Source organism: Agrobacterium sp. ST15.16.055 (assembly GCF_027956555.1).
In the GTDB taxonomy this organism is placed as follows: Bacteria; Pseudomonadota; Alphaproteobacteria; order Rhizobiales; family Rhizobiaceae; genus Agrobacterium; species Agrobacterium salinitolerans.
Window position 1 is genome coordinate 50,623 of the sequence record NZ_JAQKGN010000008.1, and the last position, 23,532, is coordinate 74,154.

20 protein-coding genes are annotated in these 23,532 nt (G+C 59.6%); 11 read left to right on the forward strand and 9 right to left on the reverse strand.

Annotation, left to right across the window (positions count from 1 at the left end; all coding sequences use genetic code 11):
- Positions 1–305: 305 nt before the first annotated feature.
- From rutA to rutF, 6 genes are read left to right on the forward strand one after another with little or no spacing between them, the layout of a single operon-like run.
- Positions 306–1,397: a pyrimidine utilization protein A gene (gene rutA / locus PL599_RS13500; RefSeq protein WP_269824518.1), complete on the forward strand. Its 1,092-nt coding sequence runs from the start codon at positions 306–308 to the stop codon at positions 1,395–1,397.
- On the forward strand, positions 1,394–2,134 hold the full coding sequence (gene rutB / locus PL599_RS13505; protein ID WP_006312121.1) for a pyrimidine utilization protein B: 741 nt from the start codon (positions 1,394–1,396) through the stop codon (positions 2,132–2,134). Before rutA ends, rutB begins: the two co-directional genes overlap by 4 nt.
- 25 nt (positions 2,135–2,159) lie before the next feature.
- Positions 2,160–2,546, forward strand: coding sequence for a pyrimidine utilization protein C (gene rutC / locus PL599_RS13510; protein ID WP_137410895.1), 387 nt, complete (start codon positions 2,160–2,162; stop codon positions 2,544–2,546).
- A 13-nt stretch (positions 2,547–2,559) separates the two neighbouring features.
- On the forward strand, positions 2,560–3,351 hold the full coding sequence (rutD, locus tag PL599_RS13515) for a pyrimidine utilization protein D (protein WP_269824517.1): 792 nt from the start codon (positions 2,560–2,562) through the stop codon (positions 3,349–3,351).
- 17 nt (positions 3,352–3,368) lie between these two features.
- On the forward strand, positions 3,369–3,989 hold the full coding sequence (locus PL599_RS13520; RefSeq protein WP_269824516.1) for a malonic semialdehyde reductase: 621 nt from the start codon (positions 3,369–3,371) through the stop codon (positions 3,987–3,989).
- 26 nt (positions 3,990–4,015) lie between these two features.
- On the forward strand, positions 4,016–4,540 hold the full coding sequence (gene rutF, locus PL599_RS13525) for an NADH-dependent FMN reductase RutF (RefSeq protein WP_269824515.1): 525 nt from the start codon (positions 4,016–4,018) through the stop codon (positions 4,538–4,540).
- 70 nt (positions 4,541–4,610) lie between these two features.
- Here the strand turns inward: rutF and PL599_RS13530 are convergent, their stop codons facing one another.
- The 3 genes from PL599_RS13530 to PL599_RS13540 all read right to left on the reverse strand — a co-directional run bounded on the left by PL599_RS13530 (position 4,611) and on the right by PL599_RS13540 (position 9,723).
- The gene (locus tag PL599_RS13530) at positions 4,611–6,056 is read right to left on the reverse strand and encodes an NAD(P)(+) transhydrogenase (Re/Si-specific) subunit beta (protein ID WP_077981369.1); all 1,446 of its coding nucleotides are present in this window, start codon (positions 6,054–6,056) and stop codon (positions 4,611–4,613) included.
- Between the two features lie 20 nt (positions 6,057–6,076).
- Positions 6,077–7,651 (reverse strand): Re/Si-specific NAD(P)(+) transhydrogenase subunit alpha, encoded by a 1,575-nt coding sequence (locus PL599_RS13535; protein WP_269824514.1) that lies wholly within the window; start codon positions 7,649–7,651, stop codon positions 6,077–6,079.
- A gap of 188 nt (positions 7,652–7,839) precedes the next feature.
- The gene (locus PL599_RS13540; protein ID WP_269824513.1) at positions 7,840–9,723 is read right to left on the reverse strand and encodes an MFS transporter; all 1,884 of its coding nucleotides are present in this window, start codon (positions 9,721–9,723) and stop codon (positions 7,840–7,842) included.
- 498 nt (positions 9,724–10,221) lie between these two features.
- Between PL599_RS13540 and PL599_RS13545 the strand changes: the two genes are divergently transcribed.
- Both PL599_RS13545 and PL599_RS13550 read left to right on the forward strand, forming a co-directional pair.
- Entirely contained in the window at positions 10,222–11,256 is a 1,035-nt protein-coding gene (locus PL599_RS13545; protein WP_137410891.1) for an aspartate-semialdehyde dehydrogenase, read from the forward strand.
- Between the two features lie 215 nt (positions 11,257–11,471).
- Positions 11,472–12,287, forward strand: coding sequence for a lytic murein transglycosylase (locus PL599_RS13550; RefSeq protein WP_077981372.1), 816 nt, complete (start codon positions 11,472–11,474; stop codon positions 12,285–12,287).
- Positions 12,288–12,320: 33 nt separating this feature from the next.
- Here PL599_RS13550 and PL599_RS13555 read toward each other — a convergent pair whose 3' ends face one another.
- On the reverse strand, positions 12,321–12,962 hold the full coding sequence (locus PL599_RS13555; protein WP_077981373.1) for a carbonic anhydrase: 642 nt from the start codon (positions 12,960–12,962) through the stop codon (positions 12,321–12,323).
- 171 nt (positions 12,963–13,133) lie between these two features.
- Positions 13,134–14,009, reverse strand: coding sequence for a pyridoxal kinase PdxY (pdxY, locus tag PL599_RS13560; protein ID WP_269824512.1), 876 nt, complete (start codon positions 14,007–14,009; stop codon positions 13,134–13,136).
- Between the two features lie 224 nt (positions 14,010–14,233).
- On the opposite strand from pdxY, the gene PL599_RS13565 reads away from it, so the two are divergent.
- Together PL599_RS13565 and PL599_RS13570 are read left to right on the forward strand one after the other, a co-directional pair.
- On the forward strand, positions 14,234–15,694 hold the full coding sequence (locus tag PL599_RS13565; protein ID WP_142913672.1) for a phospholipase D-like domain-containing protein: 1,461 nt from the start codon (positions 14,234–14,236) through the stop codon (positions 15,692–15,694).
- A 49-nt stretch (positions 15,695–15,743) separates the two neighbouring features.
- Positions 15,744–16,589 carry an endonuclease/exonuclease/phosphatase family protein gene (locus tag PL599_RS13570; RefSeq protein WP_077981596.1) on the forward strand — a complete coding sequence of 282 codons (846 nt, stop codon included), beginning with the start codon at positions 15,744–15,746 and terminating at the stop codon, positions 16,587–16,589.
- Positions 16,590–16,622: 33 nt separating this feature from the next.
- Here the strand turns inward: PL599_RS13570 and PL599_RS13575 are convergent, their stop codons facing one another.
- From PL599_RS13575 to PL599_RS13590, 4 genes are all read right to left on the reverse strand, one after another.
- Positions 16,623–16,820, reverse strand: a complete 198-nt coding sequence (locus tag PL599_RS13575) for a hypothetical protein (RefSeq protein ID WP_162520556.1) — start codon at positions 16,818–16,820, stop codon at positions 16,623–16,625.
- 289 nt (positions 16,821–17,109) lie between these two features.
- Complete coding sequence (locus PL599_RS13580; protein WP_077981376.1) at positions 17,110–20,304, reverse strand: efflux RND transporter permease subunit; 3,195 nt, start codon at positions 20,302–20,304, stop codon at positions 17,110–17,112.
- 131 nt (positions 20,305–20,435) lie between these two features.
- Complete coding sequence (locus tag PL599_RS13585; RefSeq protein ID WP_142913603.1) at positions 20,436–21,626, reverse strand: efflux RND transporter periplasmic adaptor subunit; 1,191 nt, start codon at positions 21,624–21,626, stop codon at positions 20,436–20,438.
- A gap of 56 nt (positions 21,627–21,682) precedes the next feature.
- Positions 21,683–22,492, reverse strand: a complete 810-nt coding sequence (locus PL599_RS13590; protein WP_077981598.1) for an alpha/beta hydrolase fold domain-containing protein — start codon at positions 22,490–22,492, stop codon at positions 21,683–21,685.
- A gap of 134 nt (positions 22,493–22,626) precedes the next feature.
- On the opposite strand from PL599_RS13590, the gene PL599_RS13595 reads away from it, so the two are divergent.
- Positions 22,627–23,526 carry a LysR family transcriptional regulator gene (locus PL599_RS13595; protein ID WP_003522616.1) on the forward strand — a complete coding sequence of 300 codons (900 nt, stop codon included), beginning with the start codon at positions 22,627–22,629 and terminating at the stop codon, positions 23,524–23,526.
- The last annotated feature ends 6 nt before the right edge of the window (positions 23,527–23,532 follow it).

Consider the following 23,532-nt stretch of genomic DNA (forward strand, 5'->3'; position numbering starts at 1 on the left):
TGATTTTACGCAACATGGTTAGATCTTCGGGACAAGCCCGAGGATGACGAAGAATGTGAGGCGAGCCTTGCGGCACTTTCAGGCCTACTGCGAGAGCCGCTCACCTTTGACGTATCGCTCTCAATATTTGCCGAATAAACAGGCAAATATTTTTACCAAATGATAAAAATTTTGCCTTTCGGTCGAGGCTAGATGCGTCCCAAAATTTTATCCATTTGATAAAATTATTGTATTTGGTCTGGCACAGAACCTGCTACTCTTTTCTCAAGTCAGGAGACACCTGACGCAAAAAAGGGAACAGCAAAATGGAAATCGGTGTTTTTATCCCGATCGGGAACAATGGTTGGCTGCTTTCAGAAAACGCGCCGCAATACAAGCCGAGCTTCGACCTGAACAAGGCGATCACGCTGAAGGCGGAGCAATATGGTTTCGACTTTGCGCTGTCGATGATCAAGCTGCGCGGCTTCGGCGGCAAGACCGAATTCTGGGACTATAATCTGGAATCCTTCACGCTGATGGCAGGCCTCGCCGCCGTTACCTCCAAGATCAAGCTGTTCGGCACCGCCGCCACGCTGGTCATGCCGCCGGCCATTGTTGCGCGTATGGCGACGACGATCGATTCCATTTCCGGCGGTCGTTTCGGCATCAACCTGATTACCGGCTGGCAGCGTCCTGAATACAGCCAGATGGGACTGTGGCCGGGTGACGATTATTTTGGTGATCGTTACGAATATCTCGGCGAATATACCTCCGTGCTGAAAGAGCTGCTTACGGAGGGCCAGTCGGACTTCAAGGGCAAGTTCTTCCAAATGGACGATTGCCGTATGAAGCCGGTGCCGCAGGGGGATGTGAAGCTCATCTGCGCCGGTTCCTCCAATTCCGGCATGGCGTTTTCGGCCAAGTTCGCCGATTACAGCTTCTGCTTCGGTGTTGGCGTCAATACGCCCAAGGCTTTTGCGCCCACCAATGAGCGGCTTCTGGCGGCAACGGAAAAAAGCGGCCGCGAGGTCAAATCCGTCGTGCTGACGATGGTGCTTGCTGAGGAGAAATCCGAAGACGCCTGGGCGAAGTGGGAGCATTACAAGGCGGGTGCGGATGAAGACGCTATCAAGTGGCTCGGCCTGCAGAGCGCCGTCGATACCAAATCCGGCTCCGACACCAATGTCCGGCACATGTCCAATCCCGTTTCCGCGGTCAACATCAACATGGGAACGCTGATCGGTTCCTATGAGGAAGTGGCGGCCATGCTGGACGAGATGAGCGAAGTGCCGGGGACCGGCGGCGTAATGCTGACTTTCGACGACTTCCTCGAGGGTGTCGAAAAATTCGGCAAATATGTGCAGCCGCTGATGAAGAGCCGCCGGCATGTGCTGGCCGAACTGGAGGCAGCGGAATGAGTGAAGCCGTCGTGGCGGGTTACAAGGGGCCGGAAAGCCGTTCGGAAAGCGTCACACTTCCCGCAAGGCCGGAGCCGATTACCCTCAAACCCAGCGAGACCGCCGTTGTCGTGGTCGATATGCAGAACGCCTATTCGACCGAGGGCGGTTATGTCGATCTGGCCGGGTTCGACATATCAGGCGCCAAGGGCACCATCGCCAACATCAAGAAGACGCTGGATGCGGCGCGTGCGGCGGGTGTTCAGGTCATTTATTTCCAGAATGGCTGGGACAAGGACTATGTCGAGGCGGGCGGGCCGGGTTCGCCCAACTGGCACAAGTCCAATGCGCTGAAGACCATGCGCAAAAGGCCAGAACTACAAGGCCAGCTGTTGGCCAAGGGTACTTGGGATTATGCCATTGTTGACGAGTTGCAGCCGCAGCCCGGCGATATTCTGGTGCCGAAGACGCGTTACAGCGGTTTCTTCAACACCAATATGGATAGCGTTTTGCGTGCCCGTGGTATCCGCAATCTGGTCTTCGTTGGCATCGCCACCAATGTCTGTGTCGAAAGCTCGCTGCGCGATGCCTTCCATCTCGAATATTTCGGGGTGATGCTGGAGGATGCCACCCATCATCTGGGGCCGGATTTTATCCAGCAGGCGACGGTCTACAATGTCGAGAAATTTTTCGGCTGGGTCGCCACCGTCAATGATTTCTGCGGCGTCATCTCGCAGGCCGCACCCGTCAGCGCTTGATATCCAACCACAAGAGGAGAACGAAATGCCGAAGAAGATCGTCGTGCCTGCCGGCACCAGCAAACCCATCGCCCCTTTTTCGCCGGGAACGCTTGCCGATGGCGTGGTTTATGTGTCCGGCACGCTGCCCTTCGACAAGGACAATAATGTCGTGCATGTGGGCGATGCGAGTGCCCAGACCCGCCACGTTCTCGAAACCATCAAGTCGGTCATCGAAACCGCGGGCGGCACGATGGAAGACGTGACGATGAACCACATCTTCATCACCGACTGGGCCAATTATCAGGCCATCAACACGGTCTATGCCGAATATTTCCCCGGCGACAAGCCGGCGCGTTATTGCATCCAGTGCGGACTTGTGAAGCCAGATGCGCTGGTGGAAATCGCCACCGTCGCCCATATCGGCAAATAGGGCGAACCGGCAGATGATGCATTTCGAGGTTCATGGCCGCACTGATGCCGAGGCGCCCACCATCCTTTTGTCTTCGGGGCTGGGCGGATCGGGTGCCTATTGGGCGCCGCAGATCGAAGCCCTTTCCCGTCATTTCCGCGTGGTGACTTATGACCATCGCGGAACCGGCAGGACCGGCGGAGAGGTGCCGCTGGATGGCGGGATTTCCGCCATGGCGGATGATGTGCTGGAGATTGTCTCGGCCTTGAACCTCGAAAAATTCCACTTCATGGGACATGCTCTCGGCGGCCTGATCGGCCTCGATATCGCGCTGCGGCGGCCCGGCCTTATCGACCGGCTGGTGCTTATCAATGCGTGGAGCAAGGCCGATCCGCATTCGGGACGCTGCTTTGACGTGCGGATCGAGCTTCTGGAGAAATCCGGTGTCGAGGCCTTCGTCAAAGCCCAGCCGCTGTTTCTTTATCCGGCCGCCTGGATGTCAGAACATCAGGAGCGGCTAGCGCGTGATGATGCCCATGGCGTCGCGCATTTTCAGGGAAAGACCAACGTGCTTCGTCGTATAGCGGCGCTACGGGCTTTCGACGTCGACGCCCGGCTTGGCGAGATCGGCAGTCCGGTGCTGGTGGTGGCAACGAAGGACGATCTTCTGGTGCCCTATACGCGCTCGCTGCGGCTGGCAGAAGGCCTGCGGCATAGCGAACTTGGGCTACTCGATTTCGGCGCCCATGCGGTGAATATCACCGAGCCCGACCTTTTCAACGAGCGGCTATTGCAGTTCCTGCTGCCAGCCGACCAGACACTATGACAGGATTTTAGAGCAAGATGACGAAAGCACTTGATGACAATGTATTGGACAACGGGGCACTTGACGACGCCGCACTGGCAACGCTTTTCACCGAAGCACGCACCCACAATGGCTGGATGGACAAGCCAATTGGCGACGAGACGCTGAAGGCGCTTTACGATCTGACGAAGATGGGGCCGACCTCGGCCAATTGCTCGCCAGCGCGTTTCGTCTTCGTGCGCAGCCAGGAGGGCAAGGAAAAGCTGAAGCCTGCGCTGTCTTCCGGCAATCTCGAAAAGACCATGGCCGCACCGGTGACTGTCATCGCTGCCATTGACAGCGAATTCTACGAGAAACTGCCGCAACTGTTTCCGCATGCCGATGCGCGTTCGTGGTTCACGTCCAGCCCTGATGTGGCCGAAGAAACGGCTTTTCGCAACGCCACGCTTCAGGCCGGATATCTGATCCTTGCCGCGCGCGCTCTGGGGCTGGATACCGGCGCCATGTCCGGCTTCGACAAGGCCAAGGTGGATGCGGCATTTTTCGCGGGCACGACGTGGAAATCCAATTTCCTGATCAATCTCGGTTATGGCGATCCGTCGAAGCTGTTCGGCCGCCTGCCGCGTCTTGGCTTTGAAGACGCGTGTCTCCTGGCTTGATGGCCTGTTAAGGAAGGATGGGTTAGATGCAGATGATGTCTCTTGAAAAGGAAGCGGAAATGGAGACGAAGACTGCTGAGCAGCGCAGCCTCGATTATAGAAACGCCATGGCGCGGCTCGGTGCGGCGGTCAATATCGTGACGACGGATGGCGCGGCAGGCCGTGCCGGTTTTGCCGCAACGGCGGTTTGCAGCGTTTCCGACAATCCGCCGACGCTTCTCGTCTGCCTCAACCGCAATGCCTCAGCCTACAAGGTGGTGAAGTCTAATGGCGTTATCTGCATCAATACGCTTGCCGCCCATCACGAGGTTCTGAGCACGCTTTTCGGCGGCAAGACACCTGCTGATGAACGCTTTGCTGCCGGCAGCTGGGGCGTGCTCGAAACCGGCGCGCCTGTTCTGGAAGACGCACTCGTCTCTTTCGACTGCCGCATCCGCGAGGCGCATGACGGCGGCACGCATGACATTCTGATCTGCACTGTCGTCGATATGAAGATCAATGCGGGTGATGAAGCGCTGATGTATTTCAACCGGCGTTACCGGGTGCTTTGAACGCAGTCGGAATTTTCCCTGCCTGAACGTAGAAAGGGCGTTTCCGGTCCCCCGGAAACGCCCTTTTCATTTATTTGATCAGCGGCAGTAGATCGTTGATCGACTTCTTGGCGTCACCATAGAACATGCGGGTATTGTCCTTGTAGAACAGCGGGTTCTCGATACCGGAATAGCCGGTGCCCTGGCCGCGTTTGGAGACGATGACGAGTTTCGACTTCCACACTTCCAGAACCGGCATGCCGGCGATGGGTGAATTCGGGTCGTCCTGTGCCGCCGGGTTGACGATGTCGTTGGAGCCGATGACGATGACGACGTCGGTGCTCGGGAAATCGTCGTTGATCTCGTCCATTTCCAGCACGATGTCGTAGGGCACCTTGGCTTCGGCGAGCAGCACGTTCATGTGGCCCGGAAGACGGCCTGCCACCGGATGGATGGCGAAACGCACGGTCTTGCCGTCGGCGCGCAGCTTGCGGGTCAGTTCCGACACGGCCGATTGCGCCTGCGCCACCGCCATGCCGTAACCGGGCACGATGATGACACTGTCGGCGTCGTTGAGTGCTGCGGCCACGCCCTCGGCGTCGATCGCCACCTGCTCGCCCTCGATTTCCATCGCCGGACCCGTCGTGCCGCCGAAGCCGCCGAGGATGACCGAGATGAAGGAGCGGTTCATCGCCTTGCACATGATGTAGGAGAGGATCGCACCCGATGAGCCGACCAGCGCACCGGTGACGATCAAGAGATCGTTGCCAAGCGTGAAGCCGATGGCCGCCGCCGCCCAGCCGGAATAGCTGTTCAGCATCGAGACGACGACCGGCATGTCGGCGCCGCCGATGCCCATGATCAGGTGATAACCGATGAAGAAGGCGGCGAGCGTCATCAGGACGAGCGTCCATGCGCCGGCGCCATTGCAATACATGATGAGCAGCAGGAGCGACAGGATCGCAGCACCGGCGTTCAGAAGATGCCCGCCGGGCAGCTTCTTCGCCTTGCCGTCCACCTTGCCGGCAAGCTTGCCGAAGGCGACGACCGAACCGGTGAAGGTGACCGCGCCGATGAAGACGCCGAGGAAGACCTCGACCTTCATGATCGCTAGTTCCACCGGCGTCTTGTGGGCAAGAATGGCAGAAAAGCCGGTCAGCAACGATCGTGCCGTCTCATCGAGCGAGGCGACGTGCGCTTCCTCGATATGGGCGTTGAAGCCGATGAAGACGGCGGCAAGGCCGACGAAGGAGTGAAGGGCGGCCACAAGCTGCGGCATTTCAGTCATCTGCACCCGGCTTGCGACGAAGTAGCCGAGAACCGAGCCGCCGGCCAGCATCAAGAGCACGACGAGCCACTGCCCGACGCCCTTGCTGATTTCGGGGCCGAAGACGGTGGCGATGATGGCGAGGCCCATGCCAACGATGCCGTACCAGACGGCGCGCTTAGCGCTTTCCTGTCCGGAAAGACCGCCGAGCGAGAGGATGAAAAGAACGGCTGCGGCAACATAGGCCGCGGAAACGATACCAATGGTCATTTATTTAAATCCCCGCACGCTCAGGACTTCTGGAACATGGCGAGCATGCGCCGTGTCACGAGGAAACCGCCGACGATGTTGATCGTCGCGATCAGGACGGAAAGCGAGGCAAGGATCACCACCAGCCAGTTGCCGGAACCGATCTGCAGCAGTGCGCCGATGATGACGATGCCGGAAATCGCGTTTGTCACCGCCATCAGCGGCGTGTGCAGCGAATGGCTGACGTTCCAGATGACCTGGAAACCGATGAAGCAGGCGAGCACGAAGACGATGAAATGGCTCATGAAGCTTGCCGGTGCAAAAAGACCGACGAGAAGCAGAAGCGCGGTACCGACGACCAGCAGCCCGACCTGGCTTTTGGTCTGCGCCTTGAACTCGGCCCGTTCTTTCGCGTGTTTTTCCTCGGGCGTCAGTTCTTTGGCGCGTTCCTTCGGCTTCTGCGCGGCAATGGCCTGGATCTTCGGCGGCGGCGGCGGGAAAGTGATCTCGCCCTGATAGGTGACGGTCGCGCCGCGGATGACATCGTCTTCCATATTGTGAACCGGCTTGCCGTCTTTTGCGGGCGTCAGATCGGTCATCATGTGGCGGATGTTGGTGGAATAGAGCGTCGAGGCCTGCGCCGCCATGCGGCTCGGAAAATCGGTGTAGCCGATGACGATGACGCCATTGTCGGAAACCACACGCTGGTCGGGGACCGTGAGGTCGCAATTGCCGCCGCGTTCTGCGGCGAGGTCGATGATGACCGAACCCGGCTTCATCATCGCCACCATGTCGGCAAGCCACAGCTTCGGGGCGTCGCGGCCAGGGATCAGCGCGGTGGTGATGACGATATCGATCTGCGGCGCCAGTTCGCGGAACTTCTCAAGCTGCTTCTCGCGGAATTCCGGCGAGGAGGGGGCGGCATAACCGCCGGTGGCGGCGCCGTCCTGCTGCTGATCGGTGAAATCGAGATAGACGAACTCAGCGCCCATGGATTCGATCTGTTCGGCCACCTCAGGGCGAACGTCGAAGGCATAGGTGATGGCGCCAAGCGATGTGGCCGTACCGATGGCGGCAAGACCGGCGACGCCGGCACCGATGACCAGCACCTTGGCGGGCGGCACCTTGCCGGCGGCGGTGACCTGGCCGGTGAAGAAACGGCCAAAATTATTGCCGGCCTCGATCACGGCGCGATAACCGGCGATATTGGCCATGGAAGACAGGGCGTCCATTTTCTGGGCGCGGGAAATGCGCGGCACCATGTCCATGGCGATGACGTTTGCGCCCTTTTCCTTGGCCTGCTCCAAAAGATCCTTGTTCTGGGCGGGGTAGAAAAACGAGATCAGCGTCTTGTCGGAAGACAGCCGATCAATCTCTGACGTTTCCGGCGGGCGAACCTTGGCGATGATGTCGGAACCGGTGTAGAGCGCCTCAGCGCTTTCGACCACCGTCACGCCTGCCGCGCGATAGGCGTCGTCGGAAAAACCGGCCGCCTTGCCAGCGCCAGCCTCGATCACGCAATCATATCCGAGTTTTTGCAAAGCCAGCGCGCTGTCCGGCGTCATGGCGACACGCGCTTCGCCTTCATAGAGTTCCTTAGGTGTCCCGATTCTCAAAACTGCTCTCCCATTCCCGTCCTGATAAGCCGTCATAGACCATTTCGAGTATTTTTGTCTTGTTCTTGCTGTTTTTCTACCTGCGGCGGATTGACATCAGGGAAAAGGCCATTTGGGGCGGTCGCGGTACGGCGGCAATAAAAAACCCGGCGCCGAGGCGCCGGGTGACTGTTTCGGGTGCTTTTCGCTCAATCCATGGCGTGGATATCGCGATCCTTGGTTTCCGGCAGGAACAGCAGGCCGACGACCAGCGTGATGCCTGCAAAGATGATCGGGTACCAGAGACCATAATAGATATCGCCCTTCGCCGCGCTCATCGCAAAGGCGGTGGCCGGAAGAAGGCCGCCGAACCAGCCGTTGCCGATGTGATAGGGCAGCGACATGCCGGAGTAGCGGATGCGGGTCGGGAACAGTTCGACCAGCAGGGCCGCAATCGGGCCGTAGACCATCGTCACGTAGATGACGAGGACGGTCAGCACTGCGATAATGACGACCCAATTCACGGCGGCCGGGTCGGCTACCATCGAGAACGCGCCGCCGCCGGCAATGGTGTAGACGGCCATTTCCGCCGCACCGCCGGTCTCGGCAGGCGTCAGCAGCTTGTCAGCCACCAGCTTGTCGGTCGCCACCATCTTCTTGTCGGTGGCGCGGACCGCATCGGCATTGAGGCCGAGTTCCGGGTTTGCGGCGATGAAGGCGTCCAGTTTCGCATCCGGCACCTGTGCTGCACCGCGTACCAGCGGATAACCGCTGTCATGCATTGCGATATTGACTTGCTTCTGGAAGGCCTTGTCCTTCGCGGAAGCATCCGCGCCAGCCGCAATCGCATCGTAGCTGGCGATGGTGGCGTTGCCGATCTTCACGCTTGCCGGTTCGCCGGCGGCCCCCGCAACCACGTCATAGGGCACGGAATTGCGCGTCAGGAACGAGGTGGCGATATCGCAGGATGTGGTGAATTTCGCAGTGCCCGTCGGGTTGAACTGGAACTTGCAGTCGCCCGGCGCCGCAGTCACGGTGGCGCGTACGGTGGACTGGGCCTCGGCGAGCGCCGGGTTGCCCGCCCAGGTGAGCGCCTTGAACAGCGGGAAGTAGGTCAGCATGGCGAGGATGAGGCCGGCCATGATGATTGGTTTGCGGCCAACCTTGTCGGAAAGCCAGCCGAAGATCACGAAGAAGCTGGTGCCGAGGACGAGTGCGACGGCAACCATGATATTGGCCGACTGGCCGTCCACCTTCAGAATGCTCTGCAGGAAGAACAGGGCGTAAAACTGGCCCGTATACCAGACGACGGCCTGACCGATGACGGCGCCGATAAGTGCGATGATCGCGATCTTGGCGTTCTTCCATTGGCCGAAGGCTTCGCTCAGCGGCGCCTTGGAGGTCTTGCCCTCTTCCTTCATCTTCTTGAAAGCGGGCGATTCATTCATTTTCAGACGAATCCAGACTGAGACACCAAGCAGCAGAACGGAAACGAGGAAGGGAATGCGCCAGCCCCAGGCGGCGAAGGCTTCCTTGCCGAGCGCGAACTGCACGCCGAGAATGACCACCAGCGACAGGAACAGGCCGAGCGTCGCCGTGGTCTGGATCCACGAGGTGTAATAGCCCCTGCGGCCGTTCGGCGCGTGTTCGGCGACGTAAGTTGCCGCACCGCCATATTCACCGCCGAGCGCCAGACCCTGAAGCATGCGCAGCGCGATCAGAATGATCGGAGCGGCGATGCCGATCTGCGATGCGCCGGGCAGGACGCCAACGAGGAAGGTCGAAACGCCCATGATGAGGATTGTGATGAGAAAGGTATATTTGCGCCCGACGATATCACCGAGGCGGCCAAAGACCAGCGCGCCGAAAGGCCGCACGAGGAAGCCGGCGGCAAAGGCCAGCAGCGCGAAGATGTTGCGCGTCGTTTCCGGATATTGGCTGAAGAAGTTCGCGCCGATATAGATCGCGAGCGAGCCGTAGAGATAAAAATCATACCATTCGAAGACTGTTCCGAGAGAAGAGGCGAAAATCACCTTCTTCTCTTCGCCCGTCATTGGACGGGCGGCGCCGCTCACGGCTGCAACATTTGCCATTGTCTGTCCTCCACAGATGTCCCAATCGACGCATTGCGGAGCCCAGCTCTCTCCTCTGGACTCAACCTTTCGGCTGCAATGCGCGGACCATGAGAGTGACAGAAAATTAACCCCAGTAAGAGCGATGCTTTCGGATTATGACTTTAGTCTAATATAAAGCGTCCCGAAAATGTCGCGGGGCTGATTACAGCTTGTTTGCGCAAGCGCCTTTTTTCTTGACACAACCGAGAAACCTTCTAATAGCTTCTCGCGAAGAAGGAGCATCACCTTGCGCATGCATGTTGCAGACATGTTCGTCATGGAAGGACCGGCACAATTGGCCGGCGATGATCCGCGCCTTTCTCGTTCTACCCGAATTACGGCCAAAACGACGATTAAAACCGTCTAACGTCTCTGGCCACCGCTCTCTCCCCGGTTTGGCTGGGGATCGAGGAAGCCGCGATCTGATGCGGGTTCCCACCTCACCAAAAAGAGGAGAGACAGAAAGAGAGCTTGATCATGGGTTTCAAAGTTGCAATTGCAGGCGCCACCGGCAACGTCGGTCGCGAAATGCTCAATATCCTGGCCGAACGCGGTTTCCCCGCCGATGAAGTCGTGCCGCTCGCTTCCGCCCGTTCGCAGGGCACGGAAGTCTCTTATGGCGACCGCACGCTGAAGGTCTCGAACCTCGAGAACTACGATTTTTCCGACACGGATATCTGCCTGATGTCAGCTGGCGGCGATGTGTCCAAGAAGTGGTCGCCGAAGATCGGCCAGCAGGGCTGCGTCGTCATCGACAACTCGTCCGCATGGCGCTACGATCAGGACGTTCCGCTGATCGTTCCGGAAGTGAACGCCGATGCGGTTGCGGGCTTCACCAAGAAGAACATCATCGCCAACCCGAATTGCTCCACGGCACAGCTCGTCGTTGCGCTGAAGCCGCTGCATGACTTCGCCAAGATCAAGCGCGTCGTCGTCTCCACCTACCAGTCCGTTTCCGGCGCCGGCAAGGAAGGCATGGACGAACTGTTCCAGCAGACCCGCGCTGTCTTCGTGGCAGATCCGGTGGAAGCCAAGAAGTTCACCAAGCGCATCGCCTTTAACGTCATTCCGCATATCGACGTCTTCATGGAAGACGGCTACACCAAGGAAGAATGGAAGGTTCTGGCCGAAACCAAGAAGATGCTCGATCCGAAGATTAAGGTAACCTGCACGGCCGTGCGTGTTCCGGTCTTCATCGGCCATTCGGAATCGGTCAATATCGAGTTCGAAAACGAGATCACTGCCGATCAGGCGCGGGACATCCTGCGCGAAGCGCCGGGTTGCCTCGTCATCGACAAGCACGAAAACGGCGGCTACATCACCCCGGTTGAATCCGCCGGTGAGGACGCGACCTATATCTCGCGCATCCGCGAAGATGCGACGGTCGAAAACGGCCTCAACCTGTGGGTCGTTTCCGACAATCTGCGCAAGGGTGCGGCTCTCAACGCTGTGCAGATCGCCGAACTCCTGATCAATCGTGGTCTCATCAAGCCCCGCAAGGCGGCAGCCTGATACGATTTTTTAAGGTTCGTTAAGTATAACCCGTCTGTTCTGTGTGGGGCAGGCGGGTTTCATAATTGGCGACGATCACGGCCAGTTTATTTGCAGGCCTTGCTGCCGAAAGGCAATTTAGGCCGCCAAAAGACGGTTTTGGCACCTGAATCATACAGTATTGACGGTTTGGTTCTCGGGAAAAACTCCCCAAAGTATATCGAAGGCAGATTTTGATGCGGGCAATGAAGGTAATTCTGGCTGGTGCGGCCATGGTTTCGGTTCTGGCAGCGGCGCCGGTGATGGCTGCGCAATGCGGCAACACTTCGGCGGGCTTCGATGCCTGGGTCAGAGCCTTCAAGCAGGAAGCGACGGGCCGCGGCGTCAGCGCCTCGGTGCTCGACCGTGCTTTCTCCGGCGTCTCCTACAACCAGGCGACAATCCGCGCTGACCGCGGCCAGCACAGCTTCAAGCTGTCCTTCGAACAGTTCATGCAGAAGCGCGGCGGTCAGACGATCATCTCGCGCGGCAAGACGATGAAGAAGAATAATGCTTCTCTCTTTGCGTCCATCGAGCGCGCCTATGGCGTGCCGGCCGGTCCGCTGCTCGCCATCTGGGGCATGGAAACCGGCTTTGGCGGCTTCCTTGGCAACCAGCATACGCTTTCCGCCGTGGCGACGCTGTCCTTCGATTGCCGTCGTTCGGATTATTTCACCGAGCAGCTTTATGCGGCCCTCAAGCTCGTCGGCAGCGGTTCGCTGAACGTCAATGCCAAGGGTGCTGCCCATGGTGAAATCGGCCAGACGCAGTTCCTGCCGCTGAACGTCGTGCGTTACGGCGTCGATTTCGACCGCGACGGCCGGATCGATCTCGTCGGCTCGCGCGCCGACGCGCTGGCTTCCACCGCGAACTTCCTCGTCGGCCATGGCTGGCAGCGCGGCGCCGGTTATCAGCAGGGACAGGCCAATTACGCGGCCATCCAGGGCTGGAACGCCGCCAGCGTCTATCAGCAGGCGATTGCGTTTATCGGCAAGGCGATCGACGGCCAATAAGGCCGTCTCGCTCTTTCAATCAGAAATCTGTTTTCACAAATCCGGGCGGCGAAAGTCGCCCGTTTTGCCGTCCATCACCCACAGTTCACCGGTCGAGATATCGAACCATGCACCGTGCAGTTTCACCTTGCCAGCGGTTTCCTGCGCCTTGACGAAGGGGAAACCGCGCAGGTTTGCGATGGAATTACGGATCGAGACCCGTTCCAGCGCGGTCTGCCGCTCGGAAGCGGTCATGACGTCGTTGCTCTGGATTTGCGAGGCGGCGGACTTGACCATGTTCATCCACTTGCCGATGAAGTCGCCGGGAGAAAGCGGCTCGAGATTGGGATCGAGCGCCGCCTGGATGCCGCCGCAGCGGCCGTGACCCATGACGACGATATCCTTCACCTTCAGAACCTGAACGGCGTATTCGATGGCCGCCGAGGTGGCGTGGTACTGGCCGTCGGGCTCGAAAGGCGGCACCATGTTGGCGACGTTGCGGACGACAAAAAGCTCTCCCGGTCCGCAGTCGAAAATGGTTTCCGGCGCGGAGCGGGAGTCACAACAGGCAATGAACAGGGTCTGCGGTTTCTGTCCGGTATCTGCCAGAACGCGGTATCTTTCGCGCTCATCGGCGTAGCGGCCGCTCATGAAGCTCTTGTAGCCGTTGAGAAGGTTTTCCGGAAAATCTTTCATCTATCGCATTACCGTTGTGGTTGGACCGAGATCAAGAGAAGAACTCGGTGCGTTGAAGACCAATCCTTTGGAGCATTCTTGCTGTTCTTCGAACCGCGATATTGCTCCAACTCCTTTTTTGCCGCATTTCCTGACGGAAAACCGAGGTCCAGCCTGGAAATGCTCTAGGCGCTATTTGCGCTTGCTGCGCGAAGGATGCAAGAGATGACGCATCTGCACCATGGCCATGGGTGTGGAGAGGCTTGAAGAATCCGTTTCCAGCGTCAGTTCGTTCATGTCGCGTTTTTTGGTGCGGGCCAGAATTTCGAAGACGCTGGCGGTTGCGAGCTGCAGCGCCTTTTCGTCATCCACGCCTTCCAGCAGACGGGCGAGGAATAGCGCCGACATCAGGTCGCCGAGGCCGTTCGGCGCATTCTCGATGGCGCGATGTTCGGCAAGCAGTGCGTGGCGGCCGCTGAGATAAAGATTGCCGGTGCCGCCCGTCATCATCGGGACGGCTGAGGTGACCAGCATTTTCGGGGGGCCGAGTGCGAGCGCGGCATCCATGATGGCATTGTTGGTCTCAAGTTCCGCGCCGCTCATCCAGGCCAGTTCATAACGGTTTGGCGTGGCGACGGTGGCAAGCGGGATGAGGTGATCGCGGATGGCTTCCGCTGTTTCAAGCGGAATGTAAAGCCCGCCAAGATCGCCCATGACCGGGTCACAGGCATAAATCAGCGACGGGTTCTTTTCCTTCAGATTGCGGATCAGCCTTGCGACGGAGCACACCTGCGCCGCGCTGCCGAAATAACCGGTCAGGACAGCCTTGACCTCGCCGATCCATTTGGCGTTTTCGAGGTCGGTCATCGCCTTGTCGAAATCGTCGTCCTGAAAGCGCATCCGGGTGGAAGGGCCGTGGCCGGGATGCCAGGGCATGACGATGGTGGGCACCGCCCAAACCGGATAACCGAGTGTCTCCAGCGCAAAGACAGCGGCACGATTGCCGACGGAGCCACGCATGACATGGCTGGAAATGACGATGACGGCGCCCTGTGTATTTTCCTGCATCACGGCCTTCTTGCTTTCAAACGAGGCAGAAAGCCCGCAAGTGCACCCCGCCTTGCCACTGCCCAAAGATCAAGATGCGCTCTCATGACATATCGCAAGGCCGGTTTCCACCGTTAATCCCGCAAGGGTCTGTCCCGCAAAAGCATGGCGCTGTCAGGTTCTTGTCTCTGCCAGCACTACCTGCCTGTCATTGCGAGATTGCCGAAGTACTCTATAGTTGTACCATGCTCGATCTCGTCATTGCCTATTGGCCGCATATCCTTGCCGTTCTCTCGATTTTGATGGGAACCGTGGCCGCCGTGCATGCCACGATGACGAAGGAGGAGGTCCGCTCCGCGCTCGGTTGGGTCGGGGTTATCGTGCTGTCGCCCATCGTCGGCGCGGTCATTTATGCCATTGCCGGCATTAACCGCATTCGCCGGTCCAACATCACGCAGCAACGGTCCTTCATGCAGGACGAGATCATGGATCGTGTGGCGCGTCTGGACGCCAGCGGCGAGACGATAGCCGCGCGCTTCGGACGCCGTTTCGAGGCGATGAAGACGCTGGGTGACCGGGTAACCCGCCATGCGCTGACGACCGGTAACGGCATAGAGCCGCTGGTCACGGGGGATGCCGCCTATGCCGCCATGCTGGAGGCCATTGGGGAAGCGAAGCGGTCGATCATTATCGAAACCTATATTTTCGATAATGACCGGATCGGCGCGCGTTTTGTCGCCGCGCTCGAAAGGGCGAAGGTCCGTGGCGTGGAGGTGCGCGTGCTGGTGGACGCGGTGGGTGCGCGTTATTCCGTGCCGAGCATCCTGCCGACGCTCAGGGAAAAGGGCATCGTCTGCGATGTCTTCAACGGCAATGTCATCATGGGATTGCGGCTGCCCTATGCCAATCTGCGTACCCACCGCAAGATTCTTGTGGTGGACGGTCGCATCGCGTTCAGCGGCGGCATGAATATCCGCGAAGGGTTCACAGAGGAATTCGGCGGCGAAAACCGGTCGCAAGACACGCATTTCAAGATCACCGGGCCGGTTGTATCGGATTTTTTCTCCATCGCGGCGGAGGACTGGCGGTTCACGACAAGGGAGCTTCTGGATGCGCCAGTCTGGGATATCGCCATTCCCGACGGCGTGCCGGGTTCGCAAATCGTCGCCCGCGTCTGCTCCTCGGGGCCAGACAAAAGCATCGAGACCAGTCACAAGATGCTGATGGGCGCGTTTTCCGTCGCCCGCTCCTCCATTCTCATCATGTCGCCCTATTTTCTCCCCGATAGGGAGCTTATTTCAGCGCTCATAACCGCAGCAAGGCGGGGAGTGGTGGTGGATATCATCGTGCCGAAAAGCAACAATCTGGTGCTTGTGGACAGGGCGATGACGGCGCAGTTCGACCAGATGCTGAGGAACTATTGCCGCATCTGGCGGGCGACGGGGACTTTCAATCACTCCAAGCTTCTGGTGATTGACGGGCGCTGGAGCTACATTGGCTCTTCCAATCTCGATCCGCGTTCGCTGCGATTGAACTTTGAGATTGATCTCGAAGTTATGGATGAGGAATTCGCCGCGACAATCGGCGAGCGCATCCGGGATGCACGGGCAACCGCCTTGCCCGTGCGGCTCAGCGAACTGAATGCGCGGCCATTCGTTGTCCGTTTTGTGGAGCGTGTCCTGTGGCTCGCTTCGCCTTATCTTTAGTGTGCGGTGCGTCCGGCAGGGCGCTGCGCGAGACCGGAGGCATAAACGCGTGAAAAAGAACGGTTTGCTGGATGATGAAAAAGCGGCCTTGACGAAAAACACCAGCCTGTCCGCCTTCGTCATGCAGTCGCTGCGCGACCGCCGCCAGCGCCAGAATGCGGCGCCAGCGACCAAAGATCATTCCTTTCCCGTCATCGCCTCCTACAATGTGCATAAATGCGTCGGCCGCGACCGCAAGTTCGATCCCGACCGCACGAGCCGCGTCATTCAGGAAATCGGCGCTGACATCATCGCCCTTCAGGAAGCGGACAGCCGTTTCGGCGAGCGCACGGGCCTGCTCGATCTCGCCCGGCTGGAGCGGGAAAGCGGCCTCATTCCCGTGCCCGTGCAGGCCGGCGTGAAGGCCCATGGCTGGCACGGCAATGTCGTGCTGTTCAAGGAGGGCGCGGTCAGGGATGTGCATACGTTGAAATTGCCGGGGCTGGAGCCGCGCGGTGCGCTCGTCGTGGAACTGGACCTGAAAAGCGGCGGCACGCTGAGGGTCATCGCCGCCCATTTCGGGCTTCTCAGACATTCCCGCGCCCAGCAGGCAAAAGCACTGATCAGCCTTCTCGAAGCGCGCAATGAATGCGCGACCGTTCTCATGGGAGACCTGAACGAATGGCGCCTCGGAAATGGTTCGTCGCTCAATACGTTCCGGGATGCTTTTGGCGCTTTGCCGCCAGCTGTGCCGAGCTTTCCGTCCAACCTGCCGGTGCTGGCGCTCGACAGGATCATTGCCAATCGTGAGGGGTTGATCGAGCAGGTGGAGGCGCATGACAGCGCGCTGGCGCGCATCGCCTCGGACCATCTGCCGCTGAAAGCGGCGATCCGGACCGACCTGTTTCCGGCCTGAGCCGCTACCGTATCCGGTGCGACTGGCAGTCCTTCACGCCGTCGTCAACTGGCCGCTTCTCGAACGGGCTTCGAGCAGCGAGGTGCGGATGGCTTCCATCAGCCGCTCCCGGTTGTTCCGGGTTTTGCCCCTGTCGAGATTTTGCGCGGAAAGGGCGAGATCAAGCCCCTCATGCATCACAATCGAATAGGCAACGGTGGTTGCCCAGCTCTCGTAATCCTGCTCCATCATGTCGCCCCTGAACTAAATCATTTAGTCCGAATCACCCTGATTTCGAAAATTACCACAAAATATAAAGCATAAAATAGCATTGTTTCTTTCAGCGCCGGTTTAGCCTTGCGGATATATTGCCTTTTGTCAGTTTTAATGCAGCGCAATATGAGTGTTATCTCTACTTAACTATTTGAAACAGATTCTATTTCAGCGATGTCGCATGAACGTCCCAACCATGAAAAACGCCGCGCATCTTGGGATGCGCGGCGGGCTTGCGTCGAAGGTTGCGGTGGATGGGAGTGTGGTCTTAGCCGGCCTTTTCGAGCTTGTAGTCCGAATTGGCCGGTTCTTCTCGGCTGTGCTGGATGAGCGGACGGTTGCCCGCGAGCTTGCGCACCAGCACGTAGAAGACCGGTGTCATGAAGATGCCGAAGAACGTCACGCCGATCATGCCGGAGAAGACGGCGACGCCCATGGCCGCACGCATTTCCGCACCGGCACCTGTCGAGACGACCAGCGGCACCACGCCCATGATGAAGGCGAGGGAGGTCATCAGGATCGGGCGCAGGCGAAGCCGGCTTGCCTCGATGGCCGCCTGAAGCGGTGTTCGTCCTTCGAATTCCAGCTCCCGGGCGAATTCCACGATCAGGATCGCGTTTTTCGCCGAGAGACCGACAAGGACGACAAGGCCGATCTGCGTAAAGATGTTGTTGTCCCCTCCCGTCAGCCAGACGCCCGTGAGGGCCGCAAGCACACCGAGCGGGACGATCAGGATGATCGCGATCGGCAGGGTGAGGCTTTCATATTGCGCAGCCAGCACGAGATAGACGAGCAGCAGCGCCAAGGGGAAAACCACAATGCTGGAGTTGCCTGCCAGGATTTGCTGGTAGGTCAGGTCGGTCCATTCGTAATCGATGCCGGCGGGCAGGTTCTCGGCAAGGATTTTCTCCATAGCCGCCTGAGCCTGTCCCGAGGAGAAGCCCGGTGCGGGACCGCCGTTGATATCGGCCGCAAGGAAGCCGTTATAGCGGTTGGTGCGCTCCGGCCCCGTCGTTGCATCCACCTTCAGCAGCGTCGACAGCGGGATCATCTGGCCGGTCGCCGAGCGAACCTTCAGACGGCCGATGTCTTCGGCATGGGCGCGGAACTGCGAATCTGCCTGCACCCGCACGCTGTATGTGCGTCCGAAGGCGTTGAAGTCGTTCACATAGAGCGAGCCGAGATAGATCTGCAGCGTCTGGAAGACGTCGCTGACGGAGACGCCCAGCTGTTCCGCCTTGGCGCGGTCGAGATCGGCGAAGAGCTGCGGCACGTTGATCTGGTAGCTGGAGAAGATGCCTGCCAGCTCCGGGGTCTGATATGCCTTGGCGATCACGGCCTTCGCGGCTTCATCCAGCGTCTGGTAACCGTAACCGGCGCGGTCTTCGATCTGCAGCTTGAAGCCGCCTGTCTGGCCGAGACCGTTGACCGGCGGCGGCGGGAACATGGCGATGAAGGCATCCTGAATGCCGGCGAACTTCTGGTTCAGCTGCATGGCGATGGCACCGCCGGAGAGTTCCGGTGTCTTGCGCTTTTCGAAATCATCGAGAACCGCAAAGACGATGCCGGAATTGGAGCCGATGGTGAAGCCGTTGATCGACAGGCCGGGGAAGGCGATGGCGTGGCTGACACCGGGCGTTTCCATGGCGATCGCGCTCATCCGCTTGATCACACTTTCGGTGCGATCGAGCGTTGCGCCATCGGGAAGCTGGGCGAAACCGATCAGATACTGCTTATCCTGCGCCGGCACGAAGCCGCTCGGAACTGTCGTGAACATGCCGTAGGTGGCGGCCACCAGCGCCATGTAGACCATCATGACAAGGCTCTTGCGCGTCACCAGCCCGCCGACAGTTTTGCCGTAGCCGTTGGAGGCGGCACCGAAGGCGCGGTTGAAGCCGCGGAAGAACCAGCCGAAGATTTTGTCCATGAAACGGGTGAGCCAGTCTTTCGGGGCACCATGTTCCTTCAGCAGCAGGGCCGCAAGCGCGGGTGACAGCGTCAGCGAGTTGATGGCCGAAATGACGGTCGAGATGGCAATCGTCAGCGCGAACTGCCGGTAGAACTGACCCGACAGGCCGGAAATGAAGGCAAGCGGCACGAAGACGGCGACCAGAACCAGCGCAATGGCGATGATCGGGCCGGAGACTTCACGCATGGCTTTATAGGTGGCGTCCCGCGGCGAGAGCCCGTTTTCGATGTTTCGCTCGACGTTTTCGACGACCACGATGGCGTCATCCACCACGATGCCGATGGCAAGCACAAGGCCGAACAGCGTCAAGGCGTTGATGGAGAAGCCGAAGGCATACATGACGGCGAAGGTGCCGATGATCGAGACCGGAACGGCGATCAGCGGAATGATCGAGGCGCGCCAGGTCTGAAGGAAGAGGATGACCACAAGCACCACGAGGCCAACGGCCTCGAGGAGTGTATCGACAACCTTCTCGATGGAGGAGCGCACGAATTTCGTCGTATCGTAGACGATCTCGTATTTCACGCCATCGGGCATTGCCAATTGCAGATTATCCATGGTCGCGCGGACATTGTCGGCGATTTCGATGGCGTTGGAACCGGGGGCCTGAAGCACGGCGACAGCCACGGCGGGTTCGCCGTCGAGCAGCGAGCGCAGCGTATAGTCGGCAGCGCCAAGCTCGATGCGGGCGACATCGCGCAGGCGGGTGATTTCGCCGTTCGCACCGCTCTTGACGATGATGTTGCCGAATTCTTCCGGCGTCGTCAGACGGCCTTGGGCATTGACGTTGAGCTGCAGGTCGACACCATTCGGGCTTGGGGAAGCGCCGATGACGCCGGCTGCGGCCTGCACGTTCTGCTGGCGGATGGCGTCGGAAACATCGCTTGCGGCCAGATCATGCTCGGCAACCTTCTGCGGGTCGAGCCATACGCGCATGGAATAGTCGCCTGCGCCGAAGACCTGCACCTGGCCGACACCTTCGATGCGGGCGAGGCGATCCTTGACGTTCAGCGTCGCATAGTTGCGCAGATAGGTGATGTCATAATCGTCGGTCTTCGAGACGAGGTTGACGACCATGATGAAGTCCGGCGAACTTTTGACGGTGGTGATGCCGAGTGCGCGCACTTCCGCCGGCAGCCGCGGTTCGGCCTGCGACACGCGGTTCTGTACCAGCTGTTGCGCCTTGTCGGGGTCGGTGCCGAGCTTGAAGGTCACGGTCAGCGTCAGCACGCCGTCCGATGTCGCCTGGCTGCCCATATAGAGCATGTCCTCGACGCCGTTGATCTGTTCTTCCAGCGGTGTCGCGACGGTTTCAGCGATAACGGTCGGGTTCGCACCGGGATAGGTGGCGCGCACGACGACAGATGGCGGAACGACTTCGGGATATTCCGAAATCGGCAGGGCGCGCATGCCGAGAAGGCCTGCCACCACAATCAGGATCGACAACACGCCGGCGAATACCGGCCGGTCGACAAAAAATCTGGAAATATTCATATCCAGTCCCTCTCCGGGTCTTTGGGAATGCGAAGGCCGTTCCGGCGGCAATCCTGCCGCCGGTGAAGGCCGGTTCTGTCTAAGGGGGCGTCTCGCGACAGCGCGGGACGCCTGCTGATCAAAGGGGAGGGTTACTGCGAAGCAGCAACCTTGTCTTCCGTCTGCGGTGCGATGGTCGCGCCGGGGCGAATGCGTTGCAGACCGTTGACGACGATCGTATCGCCGGCGGCAAGGCCGCTTTCGATGATGCGCTGGCCGTCGGCCGGTGCGCCCGGCTTGATCTGGCGGTAGCTCACCTTGTTTTCGGCGTCCACCACGAAGACGAACCGCTTGTCCTGATCCGTGCCGATGGCCCGGTCGCTGATGACGATGCGGTTTTCTGGCTTCGGTTCACCCATTCGCACCCGCACGAACTGGCCGGGGATCAGCCTGCCGTCCGGATTTTCAAAGACGGCGCGGACACCGATGGTGCCGCTTGCCGAATCCACCTGGTTGTCGATCAGGTGCAGCGTACCCTTGATCGGCGTACCCTCATCCGAAAGCGTGCCGATTTCCACCGGGATCTGTTCGAGGGCGGGCAGGGCGTCATCGGTTTTCGGCAGTTCGGCAAGCGCCCTGGCTACAACGCCTTCGCTGGCGTTGAAGCTGGCATAGATCGGGTTGACCGATACCAGCGTCGTGAGCGCCGGCGAGGTAGAGCCGGCAGCGACGAGGTTGCCGGCGGTGATTTCGATCCTGCCGACCCGGCCGGAAACCGGAGCGCGGATTTCGGTGTAACCGAGATCCAGCTCAGCCGTGGTGAGTGCTGCGCGGGCAGCGCGAAGCTGGGCTTCGGCATCCGCAAACGAGCTTTGCCGCTGGTCGAGATCGCTCTGGGAAATGGTGCGGTTGTCGGAAAGCCGGCGGCCACGCTCCAGTTCCGTTTTTGCAAGGCTTACCTTGGCTTCGGCGGAAGCGACCTGTCCCTCAGCACCGGCAACAGCGGCCTGATAGGGGGCCGGGTCGATGGTGAAGAGCGGGTCGCCTTCCTTGACGAGCGCACCTTCGCGGAAATGCACGGCCTTGATCTGGCCGGCGACGCGGGAGCGGATCTGCACCCGGTCGACGGCTTCGAGACGGCCGGAAAATTCTTCCCAGCGCATCACGTCGCGGCTTTCCACCTTGGCGACGGTGACCGGGATTGCCGGTGTTTCAGCCGGCGTGGAAGCGGCCGTCGCGTCACGGCTGGTGGGGAGGTCGAAAAACAGTGCTGCGGCTGCAACGGACATGGCAAGCCCGATACCGGCGCCCGTCAGGGCCCGGCGCTTTGTGTTCAGCGTCATGGGTATCTCCTTGGCCCCCGATCGGGAGCAGGTCGTTCATAAATAAATGCGAATTTTCAGTGTTTTAACTGGTCAACGAAAGTCTTGAACTCCGAACAGACGGATGAGACCCATCCGCCGCCCTCTCCTTGATAAAGCCCCGTCCAGCCGATGCCGGCGGGGAAAACATGGCTCCGGACGCTGACACCCGAGGCGATGAGGCGGTCTCCATAATTGACCGTTTCGTCGCGCAGAGGGTCATCCTCGGCGGTAAAGATCAGCGCCGGCGCCACCCGGTTCAGCCGCGTGCACTGGCAGGGCGCGGCATAGGGGTGGAAAAACCCGCACGCCTTGGCAAGGTAATGGCTCCAGCCATCGGCCCAGCGCTGGCGCATGCCGATCCTGTCCGCGTTGCGGAAGGATTCCGTCGTCATCATCGGGTCGATCATAGGCGACAGAAGAATCTGGCCTGCGAGTTTGCCCGGCATGCGGTCACGGGCCTTCAAGGCAAGCCCCGCCGCCACATTGCCGCCAGCCTCTTCGCCGGCCACGAACAGCAGCGATTTCGCGCCGCCATAATGTTTACGATCCCGGCTCAGATGATCGAGCGCCTCATAGGCACAATCGATAACCATCGGAAACTCGTTGCCGGACGGCTTGCTATAGTCGGCTTCCACGACCACCGCGCCGCTTTCCGCAAGCGCGCGGGCCACCGGAAGCTCGGGGCAATTACCGCCCGGCTCAAGACCGGGTTGCAGAAACGATCCGCCGCGCAGGTAAAGCACCACGGGCGGCTGGCTGCAAAGCTTTGCACCCTCATATCGGCGCACGGAAAGCTGGGATGCGAGGCCCCCGCAGCTTTTGATGTTTTCCCAGTGCGCGTTCATCTGATCCGGTCCCGTGCACCACCATGAGAGGCGCACCATATTTGCAAAATCTGAAATTCATATTATTGTTCGGAGAAAAACGATCAAGTGCTCTAAAATGAAAACACTATTCCATAAAGACGGATAATCTCATCATGGATCAGCTCTCCGCCATGCGGGTTTTTACGCGGGTCGTGGAAACCGGCAATTTCAGCCGCGCCGCGACAGCGCTGAATATGCCGAAGACCACCGTCACCAACATGGTGCAGGCGCTGGAGGCGCATTTGCACACCACACTTCTCAACCGCACCACGCGCCGGGTGATGCTGACAACGGACGGCGCTCTCTATTATGAGCGGGCCTCACAGATTTTATCGGAAATCGAAGAGCTTGACGGCAGCATGTCCAGCGCGCAGGTGCAGCCCTCCGGCCGGTTGCGGGTGGAAATGGCCGGTGTCTTCGCGGACTTGGTGGTTATCCCACATCTTTGCGAATTTTACCAGCGTTATCCGCAAATCCGCCTCGACCTCGGTGTCGGTGACCGTCTGGTCGATTATATAGCGGAGAATGTCGACTGTGCGCTGCGCGTCGGCGTGCTGCGCGATCAGTCGCTGATTGCCCGTAAAGTGGGCGAACTCCGGTTCGAGACATTCGCCTCGCCGTCCTACATCGAAAATTTCGGCATGCCGCAAGAGCCGGAGGATCTGGAGAAGGAACATTATTCGGTGGGCTACCTCAATGCCACCACCGGTCAGATCATGCCGGCCTCCTTCGATAACGGTGTGCGCAGCGTCGAGCTGACCCCGAATTATGTCGTCTCAGTCAATGACAGCCGTACCTATCTCAATGCCGCGCTGGCCGGCATGGGTATCGTGCAGCTTCCCGTCTTCATGGTAAAGGATGCGCTTTCGCGGGGAGAACTGGTGCCGGTGCTTTCCGAATGGCGACGGGAGGCGATGCCGATCTATGTGGTTTACCCGCAGACCCGGCATGTAACCAACAAGGTGCGCGTTTTTGTCGACTGGCTGGCCAAATTGGTGCACGGCCTGGTCTGAGGCGGC

Coding starts and splice junctions, on each gene's coding strand:
- rutA (WP_269824518.1), top strand. CDS start 306: ATGGAAATCGGTGTTTTTATCCCGATCGGGAACAATGGTTGGCTGCTT.
- rutB (WP_006312121.1), top strand. CDS start 1,394: ATGAGTGAAGCCGTCGTGGCGGGTTACAAGGGGCCGGAAAGCCGTTCG.
- rutC (WP_137410895.1), top strand. CDS start 2,160: ATGCCGAAGAAGATCGTCGTGCCTGCCGGCACCAGCAAACCCATCGCC.
- rutD (WP_269824517.1), top strand. CDS start 2,560: ATGATGCATTTCGAGGTTCATGGCCGCACTGATGCCGAGGCGCCCACC.
- PL599_RS13520 (WP_269824516.1), top strand. CDS start 3,369: ATGACGAAAGCACTTGATGACAATGTATTGGACAACGGGGCACTTGAC.
- rutF (WP_269824515.1), top strand. CDS start 4,016: ATGCAGATGATGTCTCTTGAAAAGGAAGCGGAAATGGAGACGAAGACT.
- PL599_RS13530 (WP_077981369.1), bottom strand. CDS start 6,056: ATGACCATTGGTATCGTTTCCGCGGCCTATGTTGCCGCAGCCGTTCTT.
- PL599_RS13540 (WP_269824513.1), bottom strand. CDS start 9,723: ATGGCAAATGTTGCAGCCGTGAGCGGCGCCGCCCGTCCAATGACGGGC.
- PL599_RS13545 (WP_137410891.1), top strand. CDS start 10,222: ATGGGTTTCAAAGTTGCAATTGCAGGCGCCACCGGCAACGTCGGTCGC.
- PL599_RS13550 (WP_077981372.1), top strand. CDS start 11,472: ATGCGGGCAATGAAGGTAATTCTGGCTGGTGCGGCCATGGTTTCGGTT.
- PL599_RS13555 (WP_077981373.1), bottom strand. CDS start 12,962: ATGAAAGATTTTCCGGAAAACCTTCTCAACGGCTACAAGAGCTTCATG.
- pdxY (WP_269824512.1), bottom strand. CDS start 14,009: ATGCAGGAAAATACACAGGGCGCCGTCATCGTCATTTCCAGCCATGTC.
- PL599_RS13565 (WP_142913672.1), top strand. CDS start 14,234: ATGCTCGATCTCGTCATTGCCTATTGGCCGCATATCCTTGCCGTTCTC.
- PL599_RS13575 (WP_162520556.1), bottom strand. CDS start 16,820: ATGATGGAGCAGGATTACGAGAGCTGGGCAACCACCGTTGCCTATTCG.
- PL599_RS13580 (WP_077981376.1), bottom strand. CDS start 20,304: ATGAATATTTCCAGATTTTTTGTCGACCGGCCGGTATTCGCCGGCGTG.
- PL599_RS13585 (WP_142913603.1), bottom strand. CDS start 21,626: ATGACGCTGAACACAAAGCGCCGGGCCCTGACGGGCGCCGGTATCGGG.
- PL599_RS13590 (WP_077981598.1), bottom strand. CDS start 22,492: ATGAACGCGCACTGGGAAAACATCAAAAGCTGCGGGGGCCTCGCATCC.
- PL599_RS13595 (WP_003522616.1), top strand. CDS start 22,627: ATGGATCAGCTCTCCGCCATGCGGGTTTTTACGCGGGTCGTGGAAACC.